This is a genomic window from Streptomyces sp. YIM S03343, assembly GCF_054729195.1.
In genome coordinates this window covers 2,295,625-2,311,612 of sequence record NZ_JBPUKX010000001.1, presented here as the reverse complement: position 1 = coordinate 2,311,612, position 15,988 = coordinate 2,295,625, and the positions used below count along the sequence as shown (strand labels likewise).

General features: G+C 69.6%; 10 protein-coding genes. 7 read left to right on the top strand and 3 right to left on the bottom strand.

Translation table 11 applies throughout. The annotated features are described in order from the left end of the window. Window positions 1-169 precede the first annotated feature (169 nt). The 3 genes from ACSYGN_RS09850 (at window position 170) to ACSYGN_RS09840 (ending at window position 4,678) form a co-directional block, all read left to right on the top strand. Entirely contained in the window at window positions 170-1,498 is a 1,329-nt protein-coding gene (locus ACSYGN_RS09850; RefSeq protein ID WP_460393964.1) for a class I SAM-dependent RNA methyltransferase, read from the top strand. Between the two features lie 398 nt (window positions 1,499-1,896). Beyond that, window positions 1,897-2,634, top strand: a complete 738-nt coding sequence (locus ACSYGN_RS09845; protein WP_460393962.1) for a sacsin N-terminal ATP-binding-like domain-containing protein — start codon at window positions 1,897-1,899, stop codon at window positions 2,632-2,634. After that, window positions 2,528-4,678, top strand: coding sequence for an NACHT domain-containing protein (locus tag ACSYGN_RS09840; RefSeq protein ID WP_460393960.1), 2,151 nt, complete (start codon window positions 2,528-2,530; stop codon window positions 4,676-4,678). The genes ACSYGN_RS09845 and ACSYGN_RS09840 overlap by 107 nt, the downstream gene beginning before the upstream one ends. A gap of 580 nt (window positions 4,679-5,258) precedes the next feature. Here ACSYGN_RS09840 and ACSYGN_RS09835 read toward each other — a convergent pair. Then, window positions 5,259-6,170 carry a hypothetical protein gene (locus ACSYGN_RS09835; RefSeq protein WP_460393958.1) on the bottom strand — a complete coding sequence of 304 codons (912 nt, stop codon included), beginning with the start codon at window positions 6,168-6,170 and terminating at the stop codon, window positions 5,259-5,261. 120 nt (window positions 6,171-6,290) lie between these two features. Here ACSYGN_RS09835 and ACSYGN_RS09830 point away from each other — a divergent pair, with 120 nt between their 5' ends. Then, a complete protein-coding gene (locus tag ACSYGN_RS09830) occupies window positions 6,291-6,692 on the top strand; it encodes a hypothetical protein (protein ID WP_460393956.1) in 402 nt (133 codons plus the stop codon). Between the two features lie 7 nt (window positions 6,693-6,699). On the opposite strand, the gene ACSYGN_RS09825 is transcribed toward ACSYGN_RS09830, so the two are convergent. Continuing rightward, window positions 6,700-7,203, bottom strand: coding sequence for a hypothetical protein (locus tag ACSYGN_RS09825; RefSeq protein ID WP_460393954.1), 504 nt, complete (start codon window positions 7,201-7,203; stop codon window positions 6,700-6,702). Between the two features lie 14 nt (window positions 7,204-7,217). Next, window positions 7,218-8,051, bottom strand: a complete 834-nt coding sequence (locus ACSYGN_RS09820) for a hypothetical protein (RefSeq protein ID WP_460393952.1) — start codon at window positions 8,049-8,051, stop codon at window positions 7,218-7,220. 350 nt (window positions 8,052-8,401) lie between these two features. Here ACSYGN_RS09820 and ACSYGN_RS09815 point away from each other — a divergent pair, with 350 nt between their 5' ends. Genes ACSYGN_RS09815 through ACSYGN_RS09805 form a run of 3 tightly spaced genes read left to right on the top strand, consistent with a single transcriptional unit; the run spans window position 8,402 to window position 15,722 of the window. Further along, window positions 8,402-9,745, top strand: coding sequence for a hypothetical protein (locus ACSYGN_RS09815; protein WP_460393950.1), 1,344 nt, complete (start codon window positions 8,402-8,404; stop codon window positions 9,743-9,745). After that, a complete protein-coding gene (locus ACSYGN_RS09810; RefSeq protein ID WP_460393948.1) occupies window positions 9,742-10,803 on the top strand; it encodes a hypothetical protein in 1,062 nt (353 codons plus the stop codon). The genes ACSYGN_RS09815 and ACSYGN_RS09810 overlap by 4 nt, the downstream gene beginning before the upstream one ends. After that, window positions 10,800-15,722: a helicase-related protein gene (locus tag ACSYGN_RS09805; RefSeq protein WP_460393946.1), complete on the top strand. Its 4,923-nt coding sequence runs from the start codon at window positions 10,800-10,802 to the stop codon at window positions 15,720-15,722. Before ACSYGN_RS09810 ends, ACSYGN_RS09805 begins: the two co-directional genes overlap by 4 nt. Window positions 15,723-15,988 lie beyond the last annotated feature (266 nt).

Here is a 15,988-nt window from a genome sequence, read left to right as displayed (position 1 = left end):
GGGAAGGCGCCCCTCGCTCACCCCGTAGACTGGTGGGCTGTTGCCGACCGGCACCGCTGCCCGAGGGTACGGCCGCCGACCGGCGACAGCCCACCGGTTCCGTTCCGGCACCGGCAACGGCACCCCGCCGCCCACCTGGATCGTCCTTTCGATGTGGAGTCACCCCGCCATGCAGGCAGAACCGAAGAACTCGCTGGTGGGGGAGGAGTACGAGGTCGAGGTCGGCCCCGTGGCCCACGGCGGGCACTGCATCGCCCGCACCGACGAAGGTCAGGTGCTCTTCGTACGGCACACCCTGCCCGGTGAGCGGGTGGTGGCCCGGGTGACGGAGGGCGAGGAGGGCGCCCGGTTCCTGCGCGCGGACGCGGTACGGGTGCTCCAGGCGTCCAAGGACAGGGTCGAGGCCCCCTGCCCCTACGCCGGTCCCGGCCGCTGCGGCGGCTGCGACTGGCAGCACGCCAAGCCCGGGGCGCAGCGCCGTATGAAGGGCGAGGTGATCGCCGAGCAGCTGCAGCGGCTGGCGGGGCTGACCCCGGAGGAGGCCGGCTGGGACGGCACGGTGATGCCGGCCGAGGGCGACAAGCTGCCGTCCGGCCAGGTGCCGCAGTGGCGGACCCGCGTCCAGTTCGCCATCGACGACGAGGGCCGCGCCGGCCTGCGCCGCCACCGCTCGCACGAGGTGGAGCGGATCGACCACTGCCTGATCGCGGCGGAGGGCGTCAGCGAGCTGGGCGTGGAGAAGCGTGACTGGACGGGCATGGCGTCGGTCGAGGCGATCGCGGCGACCGGCTCCCAGGACCGCCAGGTGATCATCACCCCGCACCTGGGCGCCCGCCTCCCGATCGTGGAACTGGACCGCCCGGTGTCCGTCCTCCGCATCGGCGAGAAGGACGGCGGCGTCCACCGCGTCCACGGCCGCCCCTTCGTCCGCGAGCGCGCGGACGACCGTACGTACCGCGTCGGCAACGGCGGCTTCTGGCAGGTCCACCCGAAGGCCGCCGACACACTCGTCACGGCGGTGATGCAGGGCCTGCTGCCCCGCAAGGGCGAGACGGCGCTGGACCTCTACTGCGGGGTCGGCCTCTTCGCCGGAGCCCTCGCCGACCGCCTCGGCGACCGGGGCGCGGTCCTCGGCATCGAGTCCTCCAAGCGAGCCGTCGAGGACGCCCGCCACAACCTCGCGGCCTTCGACCGAGTCCGCATCGAACAGGGCAAGGTCGACACGGCCCTGCCCCGCACCGGCATCACAGAGACAGACCTCATCGTCCTGGACCCACCCCGCGCAGGCGCGGGCCGCGCAACGATCGCCCACCTGACCTCCCTCACCGCCCGCCGCATCGCCTACGTCGCCTGCGACCCCGCGGCGCTGGCCCGGGACATCGCCTACTTCCGCGAGGGCGGGTACCGGGTGCGGACGCTTCGGGCGTTCGATCTGTTTCCGATGACCTCGCACGTGGAGTGCGTGGCGATTTTGGAGCCTACTGCAAAGGGGCTCTGACCTGCGGCTTTCTCGTGTTTTCCAGATGTGGTCGGTGGTGCTCGACCTGTTTCCCAAAGTTCACCGCGTGGAGCCTGTTGTAGGTAGCCGCCACGTGGCTCACCTGCGGTTTCGCAGCGGGAGCGTGAGTCCAGAACGCTCTGCTCAACTCCGTCAGAGACGGGTTCGGGAAATGTCTTGACGCTCGTTCGACGCTGTTTCTGACGGAGTGTGAGGTGGTCGTCCTGGGACCAGATGCGCGGGTCAATCGACTTTTCGGGCTCAACCCGTCGAGTAGCGCGTTAGGTCTGTTCTTTGGGCTTGGGCTATACGGCGACAGGTCTCGGATAGACGTGTGCTGATTGCGCTGGCCTCGTTACCCTGTGTCGCAGGGAGTGCCGAGGTACGTGGGGGCGGAGATGAGCACGGGGGATGCGGTGCGTCGAGCGGCTGCGGTGGAGCGGGGAATTGCGTCCGCCGATGCGCTCTTCTCCATGGAGGGCATCCCAGAAGGAGCCGTCGTACCGGAGCCGGAGGGTGAGGCGGCGACTGAGGCGGCGGTCGAGCGACTCGGCAGCCGGTTCGCGCGACTGGACGGTCAAGTACGGCACGCGCTGAGACGTACCCGAGATCACGCGGGGAATCTGTCGAGCGACCGTCTCCAGGGACTCTCGGAGATCGTGCAGAACGCCGAGGACCTCGGCGCCACGGACGTACGCATTCTGATGTGGGGACGGGAACTCCTCGTCGCCCACAACGGCAGTCCCGTACGGTTGCCGGACGTTCTGGCCCTGGCGATGCCCTGGCTGACGAGCAAGGCAGAGCAGGCGGAATCCACCGGTAGGTTCGGGATCGGCCTGATGACCCTCCAGTCCCTCTCCCCGCATCTGGAGGTTCACTGCGGGCATTACCGGTTCCGGGTCGGCGATCCTGACATCGCCGTGGCCAGGCCGTTCCCGTTGCCTGACTGGTTCGCGGGCGACACCTGGACGGTTCTACGGGTTCCTCTGGAGCCGGGCGTGCTCGGCGCGGACGAGGTGGACGCGTGGCTTGCCGAGTGGGGGGGACAGCGCGCTGCTCTTCCTCGGCAGTGTCGGCAGCGTCACGCACCTGGACGAACAAGGTCGTGTCCGGCACCCGCTGGCGCTCGACCGTGAGACCGGCGCGCCGTTCGAGGCCGTGGTGGGCGGGCAGAGCGCCGACGTGGAGACCGGCGAGGCACGCGCCGGCGACGGGTCCCGGTGGCTGATCTGCCGTACGACCGTTCCCAGCCCCTCCGGGATCACTCGGTCTCACAAGGCGGTGGGGTCCACCACCGCAATCGCTGTGGCTCTTCCTCTCGGACCCGATGACGCCGGGCGGATCTACGCCGGTCTTCCGGTCGCGGACACCGCTCTGTCCCTCTGTATCAACGCCCAGTTCGATCCGATCGCCAGCCGTCAGGCGCTCGACGACACCCCGTGGAACCGCGCACTGATTGAACTGGTGGGCGACCTGTGGAAGGCCGCCGCTCTGTGGCAGTTCCGGCGGGATCCGGCACGGGCCTGGCGCACCGTGCCGCTCCCTGACGACATGCGCGACTCCCGCGACCCGGTCGCTGCGCTGGAGCGACTACTCCTCGACCGTGCCAGGGCGGGCGTGTCCCACGGTCTCGTCCTGGACGTCCCGGGCTACGGGCCGCTCGGCCTGGATGATCTCGCGGTGGAGGACGAGACGCTGGTGGGCGTGGTCACCGAAGAAGAGATCTCCCGCGTCGCCGAGCGGACCGCCGTGCTGCCCAAGGTGGCGCGGGACGAGGACGGTCGATGGCGCGAGGTGCTGGCGGACTGGGAGAACCACGACAGTGCGGTTCCCGTGACGGTGGGCCTTTACGACGCGCTACGCCTCCTCGACGACGAAACCCGGTCGCCGCAGGCGAACATCCGCCTCGCCGCGGTGGGACTTGCCTCGAATATCTACTCCTCCTTGCTGTCGAGCCGCTGGCTCGTGGACAGCTCAGGGGGCCGTCACCGTGTGCCCCGGCCCGCGGAGCCAGCGGTGTTCACCGACGCCCCGCGGGGCCTCGGCGCCAGTCTCGGATTCTCCCGCGAAATCCATCCGGCATTCCTCGCCGACACCGACGAGGCGCGGTCGGTGAGGACATGGCTCCGTAAGCGGGAGGCGCTGCTGACCGACGCGGACGCGGTGGCCGTGATCCGGCGCCTCGCGGCCATCGGCGCGGCGGGGAGCAGCGGCCCGAACGTACTGCGGCTGACAGATGACCAGCTCATCGAACTGCGCGACGGGTTCGCACGAGTGCCGGACCATGAGCGTGAGACCTTGGGGCGCGACGTGGGCCAGGCAATCCGGCTGCAGGGGCATCGCTACGACCGGGCCGGAAAGCGTGAAGACATCGACGTCGCTCCCGCCCGGGCGTACCTACCCGCCCGACTGGACAGTTCGGAACGCGAGGAGAGCTTCGCCTTTGCCGCCGGTCGCACGGCCGGGCTGGTGTGGCTGCGGCCTCGGTACGCCGAGGTCCTGCAGCGCGGCGGCGCGGGGATGGGCGCCCGTAAGTTCCTGAGGCTCCTGGGCGCGGAGACCGCGCCGAGGTTGCGCAGGCACCCGGGGGCGCGGGAACGCTTCACGCAGAGCCCGAAGGGGCTGCCGGCGGCGGTCATTTCGGGACCTCGAGCACGCACTGATGCCCTGCGCGTTCTGGAAGCGACCTTCACGCTCGACGACTACGAAAGCCCCGACCTACGTGCCGTCGCCTCTGGCATAGCGGCGGAGCAGGACCCGCAGCTCCGCAGGCGCAGGGCGGCAGCGCTGTTTCACGTCCTCGGGCGGGCATGGAGCCGCTTCTCCGACCACGACGAGGTGGATGCCGTCCACGACTACTACGCATGGCAGAACCGGGGCAGGACCGCAGCTTTCTGGCTCTGGCAGTTGCGCGACACACCATGGTTGGACGCCGGTAACGGCGCACTGTCTGCCCCGGCTCGACTCCGCATGCGGACCACCGGCACGGTCGCGGTGTACGGGGCGGACGACGAGCGATTCCTCCATCCCGAGATCCAGCAACTGGTCGGCAGACGCAGTGATGTGCTGCGCGCCCTGGGCATTTCTGCAGAGGCCGCACGGAGGACCTCGTGGAATGTCTGCAGCGCCTGCGCCGACGGGAGGAACAGGGCGGCGACAGGGATGTGCCCGCGGCGCTGATCCTCTACCAAGCCCTGGCAGAGCGCGACGCGTGCGCGACTTGGCAGAGGGAACCGCTCGGTGCCGCTACCGATTACGAGTGGGGGAGCGACGGTGGCGGGCTAGCGGCCACCGTTTGCGGGGACGGCGAGGGCTCCGGACCGGTCGGCGGGACGCTCGAGGTCCCGCGGCTGGCCCGGAGGCGCGCAGCCTGGTCGTGTGCGGCCCACAGCACCATGGCCGTCAGCTGAAACACGGACTGTGATGACAGATCGTCCAGCGTCTCCAGGACCTGCCAACAGGTCCAAGTGCTGCGCAGGACCGTCACCGCGATGCTCACGGGCGTCCGCCGCGGCGCGCCGCCCGTCCGAAGGCGGGCGGCGGGACCGCGCAGGAGCCACGGCCCGACGCGGCGGGACCGCCCCGACGGGTGGCCGCGCCCGGCGCAAAGAGGATTGATCATCAGGTGATGCCCCTTCCGTACCTCAAGCCGGCTGGAGAGCCGGTCGATAGGGAAGGCTAGAGAGGCATCGTCCCCCGTATGTCCTCAACTTCCTTGAGACGTAAGGAGACGCAGGGAGGACTGTTGGCTCCGCCGGCGTCACCACTCCCAGCGGAAGCCGACGACCGTCTGCTCCATGTGGTCCAGGCAGTAGGCGGCCGTACCGGAGTCCGACAACGCAAGCGGCGTCTCACGGATGTGCATGCCGAGGTAGTGGTCCTCCCACACGGCGAACCACACTGATCGTGGCAGGGTATTGCGCGGAAAATGCACGTGCAGTGAGGGGTTGTAGGTGCGCTTCCGCGCGGGTCTGCGCACCTCCGTGACGCGCCTATCCGGCTCGTAGAAGGTCTGGTACTCGAGCGAGGCGCGCTCCCCCTTGCTCAGCACACGGTCGAGGATGATGTCGTCGCTGATCAGGCCCTCCCCGTACTCGTAGTGCCGGCCGAGCCGACCACCGTGGATCACGTCGATCTGTGTCGCGTGGGGTTCGTGGTTGTAGAGGTAGCTGTCGACGCCGTCCTCCAGCGCCTCCACACACTGCACGGTCCGGCGGCGGGACAGCGCCGACCGCTCGTCGATGTGCCAGTGCTCGAAGAGAGACAGCGTCCGGTGCCATTGACGCTTGCCGTGGGCGCGCGGGGTACGGATCGTGCCCTCGACCGCATGAGAGCCGGTCAACGTGCGCCACAGGTTGCCTTGATCGTCGGGGGTCATGTCGAAACCCTCGATGAAGTCCGCTAGGAGCTGACCGGGCAGGCTCTGTCCGGCGAAGGCGCGGTGGACGGAGTTCTTCAGCCGCCGGATCACCAGGGGTTCGGTGGGGTCTGAGATGTCGCCCCTCTCGTACTCCACTTGCGCGAGCACGCGGGCCACCGCGCGCTGGTTCACCTCGCCCCGCGCCCGCTGCCCGTGGACGCGCCACGTGCGCATGTACTGCGGGGTGGTGGTGAGCAGGCGCTGGAGGAGGGCGGCGGTGGCGGCGACTCCCGCTGAACTCTTGCCGGTCATGCCAGCCTCTTGGAGACATAAGCGGGACATAGCTGTGGTGGGATGCGGCTGAGATCGGAGAGGGTCGCCGGGTCCGGTACTTCTGGGTGCGTGCCGGCAGGGTGGGAAGGGGAGATTTCCATGGTCTACGGCTCATCCAGCCTTATGGACAACCTCAGGGGAGCAGTGCGCTCGATCAGGCGGGGCGACGGGTACGGGCCGTTCGCGATCCGGCGGGCCGCCGACGAGATCCGCCGTGAGCGGGAGGCCCTGGAGGGACCGCGCTACCCGAGGCCCTCGGGTGCGGGCTGGTACTCGAAGTACCGGCAGGACGACGGCAAGGTCCATGTGATGGTCGACCGCCACGGGGAGCCCACGACCAAGTACCCCCACGTCCATGTCATCCATGATGAGCGGGGCGGTGAGGTGGTCGTAGTGATCTCCCGAGGGGGAGGTATGCACGAGGAGAAGACCGTTCTCCGCGGGAGCCCCGGTGGCAATGAGGTGAATGCGGTCGTGGACCGGCTGCGCCGAAAGCTGTGAACCGGGATCAGTCCCATGGACACTCCTGGGTGATGCTGCCGACGTCGACTTCCTGACGGCCCCAGGCCAGAGCGTGACGGTACCAGTACGGACGACTGTCAGGCGTCTCGTACGGGTCGCCGGGGAACGGGGGAGAGGCGGGGCCGATCCACGAACTCGCCAGAAGGACGACTCCGCCGGACGTGCCCAGCACCAGGGAGACGGTGTGCGACGGAACGGGCCGCCGGGACCTGGTGAAGCGAGAGTAAGTGTCCCGGTTCAGGCGGCGGGCGTACACGATGTCGTCGGTAGCGTCTGTGGGGACGAGGTCCTGCTCGCCCACCACACGGTCGAACATGACGGACACGACTGTGGGCCCGTCGGACACCGTCAGGCGTGCCAGAGCCTCGCGGGTCAGTGCCGCGAGTTGCGGGGTGTCGGCGAAGTGGGTGGCGGCGTGCGAGCCCACAGGGGCGTAGTGGACTCGCACGCCGTCGGCCGATGTCGCCAGTACCTCCAACGGAACTGCCACGCTCGTCGGCTCCCTCAGTCTCTCGGGCCTTCGGGCCTGCCTGCCCAGCCCACTTGCTGTTCGCGCTCCACGGGGTCGACAGGGAGGATCAACTGATGACCGATGATCAGTTCTGCTGTTGGACCGTCCTCGCCCTGCTTCTCGACAACCTGCCAGAGCGGTGCGAGGGTCGCACGGTAGTGGGAATGCAGAGGCTCTGTGACCGGTGTTCCGGACTCATCGACCTCCTGGAACCTGTTCTGCTTGGCGCCTTCGCGGAAACGCATGCTGCCTTCGTGGTTCAGCAGAGTGAAGAAGTCGACCGTTGGCCGGCCGTCGACGTCGGCGGGTCTGACGCCCTCCTTCTGCGACTGCCCCTTCGGTACGTGCCATCCGGGCTTCATGACGATGAAGTCGTCGGAGGTCCTCGGCTCCTGCTGCTTGTCGTCCCGCTCCGGGAACCTTGGGCGGGCTGCCTCCCGGAGAGCGGTGGTCATCTCGGCGACCGCCTTCCGATCCGCCGCAACGGGCACCAGTACCGGCCGGCCTTCGACAGCGGCGCGCTGGGCCCGATCCGCGGCCGAGATCTCTGCGTCGACACTCCGCACTTTGGCATTCATGGCCCGTGTGGTCTCTCTCAGCTGCGCCAGCCGTTCCGCCAGCCGGGCGACGGTCGCGGGGTCGGCCCCGGCCGCCTTCGCACGGTCCATCGCGGATTGCGCTTGGCGCATCTCCTTCTCGGCCTTATCCAGTTCAGCAGGCGAGGGCACATTCAGGTCGGTGGGGTGACGCTGCTCCCACGCGGCGTGCAACAGGGCCTGCTCCTCCAGGCTCGTGCCCGGTGGCACGGTCGGGCCGAGGCTCTCCACGGCGGGCGTCGTCTCCCCGCCGGGCTTTGCGCAACCCATCGCCCTACCCCCTGCTCGCGCGTGTCCGACGCTCGTGCGCGCAGCCAAGAACAGCGCACTACCGACCGTAGTGTCAATGGTTTTAGGGATGTTTGAGGCATATATCGGAAAGAGTGTCGACATACTTCTGTCGTGCCCTAAGGTGCTCACACCTAGGAGGTCATGCGTTGTCCATAGCGTCACCCCCGCCTGTGTTAATAGATTTCGTCCGCGCTGCGGAAGAGGCGCTGGAGGTTGTCCTCCCGGACGGTGTGCGCACTGTCTACGCCGCTCCTCCATCTGGTTCGGAAGGGCTGCTCTACCGTCCTGATTTGGCGTCCGACGACCCCATGTCGCTGGCCGCCGCGCTCAACGCGCTGACCACCAGCGCCCAGACCGTGCCCCGCAACATCGTCCCCGTCGCACCGGTCGACGACCGGTCGTTCGCGGTGGTCGTCTGCCGGAAGCCTGGCATGGCGACGGTCCAGGGGGAGGGCGCCGTGCTGCGGTGGCACCTGGACGACATCCCCCGTGACCGTCAGGGAGTACTGCTCGACATCACCGCGCCGGACTACCTCCGCACGAGAACCCAGGAACAGGCCGCACGCGGGCGAGGTCTCGCCGAGATGGCAAAAGCCCAGGCCACCTATGCGGAACGGTACAGCGAGCCGGGCGTCCGGCCTCCTGGCTATGCGTTGCGCCCCGTCCAACTCGCCTGCCAGAACGTCGTCGTGGGGCTCGCGGCCTTCCGGCACGACTCGTCCTTCGACGGACTCAGTGTGCCCCTGTGGCAGACCTGCGAAGTGCCCCATGTCGCCACGCACGAAGGAACGCGTGCCCTGTCACTGCTCATGCTCTGCGACGCGTTCGCCTGCGGCGGCACCATGGAGATCCGGTTCCGCGGCCATCCGGAGCAGTCGGTGCCGGCCGCGCTCCGGCGCTTCGCCCGTACCAAGGGCATCACCCTCGGCCGGGAACGCCGCGACCTGATCACCCCTGAGGAAGCCAGGCGACTGTTCTGGGCGGCGACCGACATGCCAGCCGGACTGGCCAAGCGCGCCGCCGAGTTGACGGACAGCGGCCTGATCACCCCGGAGCGGCTGTGCTACATGCTGGCGGCCGGAGTCTGGTGGGACATCGAGCTGGACTTCATGCTGGCCACGAGCGGGCGAGCCGCGTCGGTGCTGGCGGGCGGTGCTCTGCCCGAGGAGCGCCGCGCCCGCGCTGCGGAGAGCGAGGTGTGCCGGGCCGCCGTGCTGGCGGGGACGCTCCACCGGCGGCTCGACTCGGTGGACTCGGCGGGCCGTACCGGACAGGCCCGGGTCTTCGAGGACGGGCGGCGGGGGGTCACCTGGGTGGTGGACGGCCTCAACGCCACAGTGGAGTTCACCGGCGTGGACACCCCGCTGCCCTGGCTCCCGGACCCGGAGGACCTCGCCCAGGCCGCGGACCGACCGCTGCTCGTACTCCCCAGGGCCCGGCCGACAGCCGAGGACGAGAGCCTCGGCGTCGACCTTGCCCGGCGTAGCGGGGCGCGGGTGGCGCTCGTGGTCCCGGACGACGCAGCTGGCCTCGACGGCTGCCGGCTGCCCGTGCTGCGCTGCCCGTACACCCTCTACGAACTGGACAGCAGTATCGAGGGCAAGCTGCTGTCGGCGCGGGTGAGCCGGGCATGAGCGCGGAACTCTTCCTGCTGATCGCGCTTGAGGGCGGCCAGCGTGACGAGGCGATGGCGCTCCACGACCGCTCCCGGAGCGCATTGACGCGTGCCGCCAGCAATCCGGCCGACAACGCGATCGACGTGGCGCGGTACGAGCGCGCGCAGAGTGCCCTCGAAGCGCTGGCGCTGGCGGCACGGGCGGCCGGGGCGCCCTGGACGATGAGCGACAGCCCGGTGGGCCGGGGGAGTTCGGCGCTGCTGGACACCGCCCCGCCCCCGTCCCCCGCGCCCCCGGAGGTTCGCCGCCTGCTGGAACGCGCCGGACCCGGGGCGGTGGTGGTCGAGGTGGTCTGGCCGTTCGCTCCCGGGGCGACGGTGCTGCCGGAGAGGGGGGACGCGGAACTCCCGCCGGCTCGCCGTTGGTCCGCCCAGGGCATGCGGGCCAAGGAGGCGATACAGGTCAGGTTCCGCGGTCAGCTGGAGGTCGCCATGAACACGGCCGTGGAGTCCCCGAGCCGCGGCCGGATAGCGTCTGGCACGGCGCGACAACGCCCCGAGGCGATCGTGCCGAGCGGCATCCCGAACGCCGTGCTGACCGACACACTGAGGGAGTTCGTTGCGCAGGTTCCTGGCCGAGGACCGGTCGACGTGCCGGTCCGCTATCGGGACGGATCGCGCGCCAAGCCGTTCCCCCTCGGCGCGGTTCCCATGGGCCGGACCTGGGAACCGACCGCACGCCTGCTGAGGTTCGCGCTGATGTCGATCCGTCACGTCGAACTCGACGCGACGGTGGACGGCGCCTGGCTGCGGAACAGCGAGATCAGCCGGCCCCGCCCCATGGCACAGACGGACGAACTCGTCTATGACACCAGCCGTTGGCAACTGGCGGCCCTGACCGGTACCGGCCAGGTCGCCCTGAAGATCTATCAGAGCGGTCTGGAGCCGGCCGTCGTCGGCTTCTACCGCGCGGTTGTGGACCACTTGCGCGAACAGCCGGGTTCTCTCGCCGTGCTGCCCGTCTTCTACCGCGACGACGGACCCTTCGGTGAAGGCATTCCATGGAGGTCACCGTGAACTCACAGCCGCCCCCCTCCCGTGGAACGGCGACGACCCACAGTTGGACGGCGGGCTGCAAGGACTGCCGGAACACGACCCGGGACGAGGAAGTGTTCGAGTACTCGGGCGAATGGTCCGACCGTGTGCTGGAACGCGGCGGATCGCGCTCGGACCGGTGCCCTCGCCATCGACGTGAACACCGCGACGCCATCCGGGCCATCGCGGTGCCGTACGTCGACCTGGCCGTTCTCGGCTCGGTGGCCGATCCGGCCGACCCCCGGGGGCCGCTCGGCGGACTGGGGCCGCTGCCTACGACCCACGAAGAGAAGTCCGTCGGCGTGGCACTGAGCGACCACGAGTTCGGCCTCGAGGATCGGCACATCCTGAACCTGCTCGACGGCCTCGCCGACCACCCCGGGCGGGTCACCAAACGCGTCGCGGTGTTGGAGGCCGGGACGGGGACGGGGAAATCGACCTTCGCCCCCCTGAGACTGATGCATCCGCCCGACGGCGCAGCGCTCCGACTCACGGACGCTGGTCCCATTGTGGTCACCGAACCGCGGATTCCGGCGGCGACGGGACTAGCTTCCTTCGTCGGCGAGGCGCTCTGTTACGGACACGACCCTGATTGCGGACGGCATACCGGGCCCGGCTTCCCCGTCGGCTTCCAGACGAGCGGCAACCAGCATTGGGACGACGCCTGCCGGCTGATCTACGTCACCGACGGCACGATGATCAACTGGATCCGGGACGGCAGACTGGCCCGGATTGGCGCGGTGATCGTCGACGAGGCCCATGAGCGCAGCGAGAACATCGACCTGATCCTCGCGCTCCTGAGGGAGCAACTGCCGCGATACCCGAGGCTGCGGGTCATCATCGCCTCCGCCACGATCGACAAGGACTTCTTCGTCGAGTACTTCGGCGGCCACGGACGCGTGCACCACTTGCCGGTGCCGGCCGTCAAGTCGTTCGGCTATGGCATCCCGTTCTTCCCGGACCTCGCTCTCGACGCGGCCGTACTCGCCGAAGGCATGGACGACGGACTCGACGGCCGGTTCGCCGGATTCGACGACACCGTGCTCGACGGCTCCGGCCAGACCGTGCACGACCACGCCCTGCACCTGGCCACCCTCCGTCCCACGACGGCGGTCGACCTCTGGGAATGGACCGAACGCCCCTCACCCGACGCCGAGAAGCGGGTGTCCGCGGCCGTCGCCGAACAGGCGTTGCGGGTCCTCGACGGCACGGAGGCCGGAGACATCCTCTGCTTCCTCCCCAAGTCCAGGATGATCGATGCGGCCGTGGCCGCCATCCAGGACGGCATCGACGAGCGGAACCCGGACGACGGCACCGTTCGGGTCCATCCGCTCCTAGCCTCCACCGACGACCGGATCAAGAAGCAGGCACTCGCCAGGTCGAAGCCGGGACAGCGCAAGATCGTGGTCTCCAGCAATCTGGCCGAGACGTCCCTCACTGTGCCCGGTGTCCGGTACATCATCGACTCCGGACTGATCTGCCAGTCGGAGTGGGACCCTGCGCTGGCCAAGGGCGACATCGTGACCAGGCAGCACAGCCGGTCCGGTGCCCGGCAGCGCTGGGGGCGGGTGGGACGGGACGCGCCCGGCTTCGTCTTCCCGCTGTACGACCACGAACAGTTCCTCCGGGTGATGCCCCGGAACACCCCGCCCGAGTCCACGCGCACCAACCTGGAGCAGTTCGTTCTCAGGCTGAAGTCGGCGGATGTGGACGACCCCGCCGCTCTGACCCTGCCGGCCAACTTCACCCACGAGGACTACGAGCCCGACGCCCACGGCAGGCGCAGCGCCACCCTGTTCACCACCGAACTGGCCCGCGCCAGAACCGCGTTGACGGCATCGGGCGCCTTCGATACGGAGGGGAACCTGACCGCGCTCGGCCGGGAACTGGAACGCGCCGAGGGCTCTGCACAGCGTGCCGTGGCCATCATGCTCGCTGACCGCCTCACCTGCCTGCACGAGGTGGCTGCCGCGCTGCATCTCCTCGACGGCCCCCTCACTGGACGCTCCGGTCTGTTCCGCTTCGACTTCTCCTGGCCGGCCGTGTGGCGCGCGCACGCCTACTCCTGCCACCGGGCCCTGGCGGTCGGCTGCGGCGACGATCTCGAACTGGTCCTGCGGGTGTTCAGCGCCTGGCAGAACGCTGAGAACCGCGAGGAGTGGGCGCGCACCTGGTGGCTGGACCACGACGTGCTGGTGGCGGCCGAGAATCGGGTGAAGGAGACGGTGGGCGGCTTGTCCTCGCACATGAAGAAGTCGGCCGACCGGTCCCTGGATCTGAGGCTCCTCGGGCGGGCCAGGGGCGTACTGAGCCGCGCCTACGCCATGACCGGCTTCACATTCGGCAACAGTGGTGAGGCGTGGACGGACGCCCAGGACCCCGGGAAGACGGTGACGCTCGCGCCGTTCCAGCTGACCCGCCCGGAAGGGCTGGTCGTCGCTTTCAGACGCACCCGACCGCTCGACAGGACGGCAGCCGCCGGGGAAGGTGATGGCCGGGAGACCGTCATCGGGCAGCTGCTCCGCATCGCAGGGTGGGCGGTCGAGGGTTCACCTGACCCCTTCGCGCTGTTGGAACGAACTTCCCGCCACGCTCCGCCCCTTCCTGAGCCTGCCGACCGGCGCACTCTCGATCTGCTGTGTGAGGCGCTGCCGGTGGGCGTGGTCGTCGACACGTCCTCGGGCCGCCCCCGGGCGGTGAGTGCCCCGCTCCCGTACCCCGGCGACAGCGCCCAGTCGGCTGAGGCCCCGGCAGACGGCTCCCGGACTCGCCGGCCGAAGCGCGGGAAGCGAGTCAGGACCGCCACACAGGGGCGCGGCCGGTCAGGAGGAACACCAGGAGCGAACCGCTCGGCGCAGTCGGACATCGAGGTGAACGTCCCCCTGGGACCCGTGCCGCAGGGAGAGGTGCCGGAGGAGGAGACCGCCCTCGCGCTGACGGCGCTGGAGGAGACCAACGACGAAGGCCCCGCCGCAGAGTGGACAGAGGATCGCGAGACGGACACGGGGCCGCGGGGCGGGTTCCCCGACGGCGTGCTTCTGCGGTGGACAGGAGAGCCCGAGCTGTACGACGTCGCCGACGACCACGGATGGTACGACCAGGGTCTGGGCAAGGTGGTCGGCTATGACCTTGCTGACGGCCAGGTGACCCTGCTCCTCGAACCGCTGAAGGAGGCCGGCGCCGCGAGCCTCGGCCTGGACGAGCGGTTCGGCACCGAACTGACTCTGAGAGCGGGCGGCTGGACCAGGGACTACCTGGACGAGTTCCGCGTCCTGTGGGCGGCCGACGGTCGGAGATTCCTGCTGCATCCGCAGACCCGGGGCCTGGGAGCCAGGCACGTGGACCTGCCGGGCACGCTGGCACGGGACACGGAGGCGGCCTGGACGGTCGTCCCAGGCCCGCGCGACAGGGACCCAGCCGAGCTGAGTCCGCTCCCCGCGCTGCGCCGGGCCCTGAGCCGGGCGCGTACGACCCCGGACGGCTGGTACCCGGCCCTTCTGGAACCAGCTGATGACCGGCAGGATGGCCCCGGCCCGCTGATACGCCTCACCCTCCCGGACCGAGACACCGGACTGTCCGCGCTCACCGTGTCCCCCCGCCTGATCGAGGGACTGGCGGCACGGGACACGTACGCGGAGGACGGCATGGTCGGGGAGCCGGCGAAGACCCGGGAGGTCGAGGTACGACTCGGCTCCGAGAAGGACCCCTCCCTCACCTGGCAGGGGAATCCCGCCGCTCTCACTCGGCTCGTGTCGGCGCACGCCGCCTTTTTGCGACTGGACGGTGCCCGCACGCTCAAGCCGACGGCGGACACGCTTCCCCGGGCCACGGTCGACGGGCTGCTGAGAGCGGACGACGACAACGGCTGGCAGCGGCGCGTCTGGCGCTTCTGGCTCGAAAGCCAGCGGCTGAGCGTGCGCGAAGTGCGCGTCACCGGGTCCTCGGACGTGGTACCTGCGCCGCCGTGGCTCCATGACGCGTGGCCGTCCGCCGTCGGCAAGAAATGGGCTGAGCAGTTCGGTCTGGACCGGCTCGTCTCGCGGTCCGCGGAGATCACGCTGGTGGGACCGCCTGCCGCGGTCGAATCCGCTCGAGCGGAACTGGCGGACGCGCAAGCCTGGGCCGGTGTACGCATCGAGGTGGACCCCGCCGTCATCGGCCGGGTACGCGGCAGACAGTCCCGGTACCTGGACGAACTCCTCGCCCTGCCGGATGTCCTCGTCTGCGAGATGCGGGGAAACAGCATGGTGCTCATCGGCCGGCGGCGCGCGGCACTGGTCCCCGCCGTCACCCGCGTACTGCGGAAAGCGCGGATCGTTGACGTGGTCATCACGCTGGACCCCGCGTTCCGGGGCCGCCCTATCCTCAACGGCACGGAACGACGCTCCCTGCTCACCCTGAGCGGCTGCACCTTCCTCCGGCAACGCGAAGCCGACCCGGTACTCGAAGCCACGGCTTCCGATATCGGCCAGATCCGTGCCCTGGTGGAGCTGATCCGACAACGGGTCGATAGGTGGGCCGACTTGAGCACGGCAGACGTCCGCTCCGTGCAGAGCACGGACCTGGCAACCGGGCGGGCGTGGGAGCACACCGAGTCCGAAGTCACTGACCCGTTCCGCGACTTCCGCCCGCCGCCGGTGCCGACGGCGCGCCGCCCGTCACCGCGGGGTCCTCAACTCCGTCCGTCAACCGGATTCGGCTGCATGCCGCCGGTGCCACTGCCCCCCATCGAGCAGGAGGGCCCCACAACCGAACAAGCCGTACAGGCCGGCCTCGCCCGCCTGGGGCTGACGAGCGACCAGGTGAGTATCGAGGTCCTCCGCGAGGCCCGGTACTCCTTCTTCCGTAAAATCCTCCAGGAAACGGCGCTGGTACGGCTCACGCCGCGCTCGACGCGGTAGCGACACCGCGCGTCTGCTCATGAGGGTTTTCGATCAGTCCGTGCCCGAAGGAGTAGTGGAGAAGTCGCCGCGCGGGGTTGGTCGGCAGTTGTGCGGGAGGTTTGCCCACACGCGGAAGTATGGTCAGCGCGCCTGTCGCACGTGGGGGAGTCGCTCAGCGCGAGCGGGCGGCGATAGGGCGGGGCGGGCCTGACGACGGTGTTACGTGAGGGCTGGGTCTGTGGTCACGGCCGGGCTTGGTCCAACCCAGAGGGTCCACGTGGCCA

Excerpts from the sequence above, each read along its gene's own strand:
- ACSYGN_RS09845 (WP_460393962.1), top strand. The coding sequence starts at position 1,897 with ATGAGCACGGGGGATGCGGTGCGTCGAGCGGCTGCGGTGGAGCGGGGA.
- ACSYGN_RS09835 (WP_460393958.1), bottom strand. The coding sequence starts at position 6,170 with ATGACCGGCAAGAGTTCAGCGGGAGTCGCCGCCACCGCCGCCCTCCTC.
- ACSYGN_RS09830 (WP_460393956.1), top strand. The coding sequence starts at position 6,291 with ATGGTCTACGGCTCATCCAGCCTTATGGACAACCTCAGGGGAGCAGTG.
- ACSYGN_RS09810 (WP_460393948.1), top strand. The coding sequence starts at position 9,742 with ATGAGCGCGGAACTCTTCCTGCTGATCGCGCTTGAGGGCGGCCAGCGT.
- ACSYGN_RS09850 (WP_460393964.1), top strand. The coding sequence starts at position 170 with ATGCAGGCAGAACCGAAGAACTCGCTGGTGGGGGAGGAGTACGAGGTC.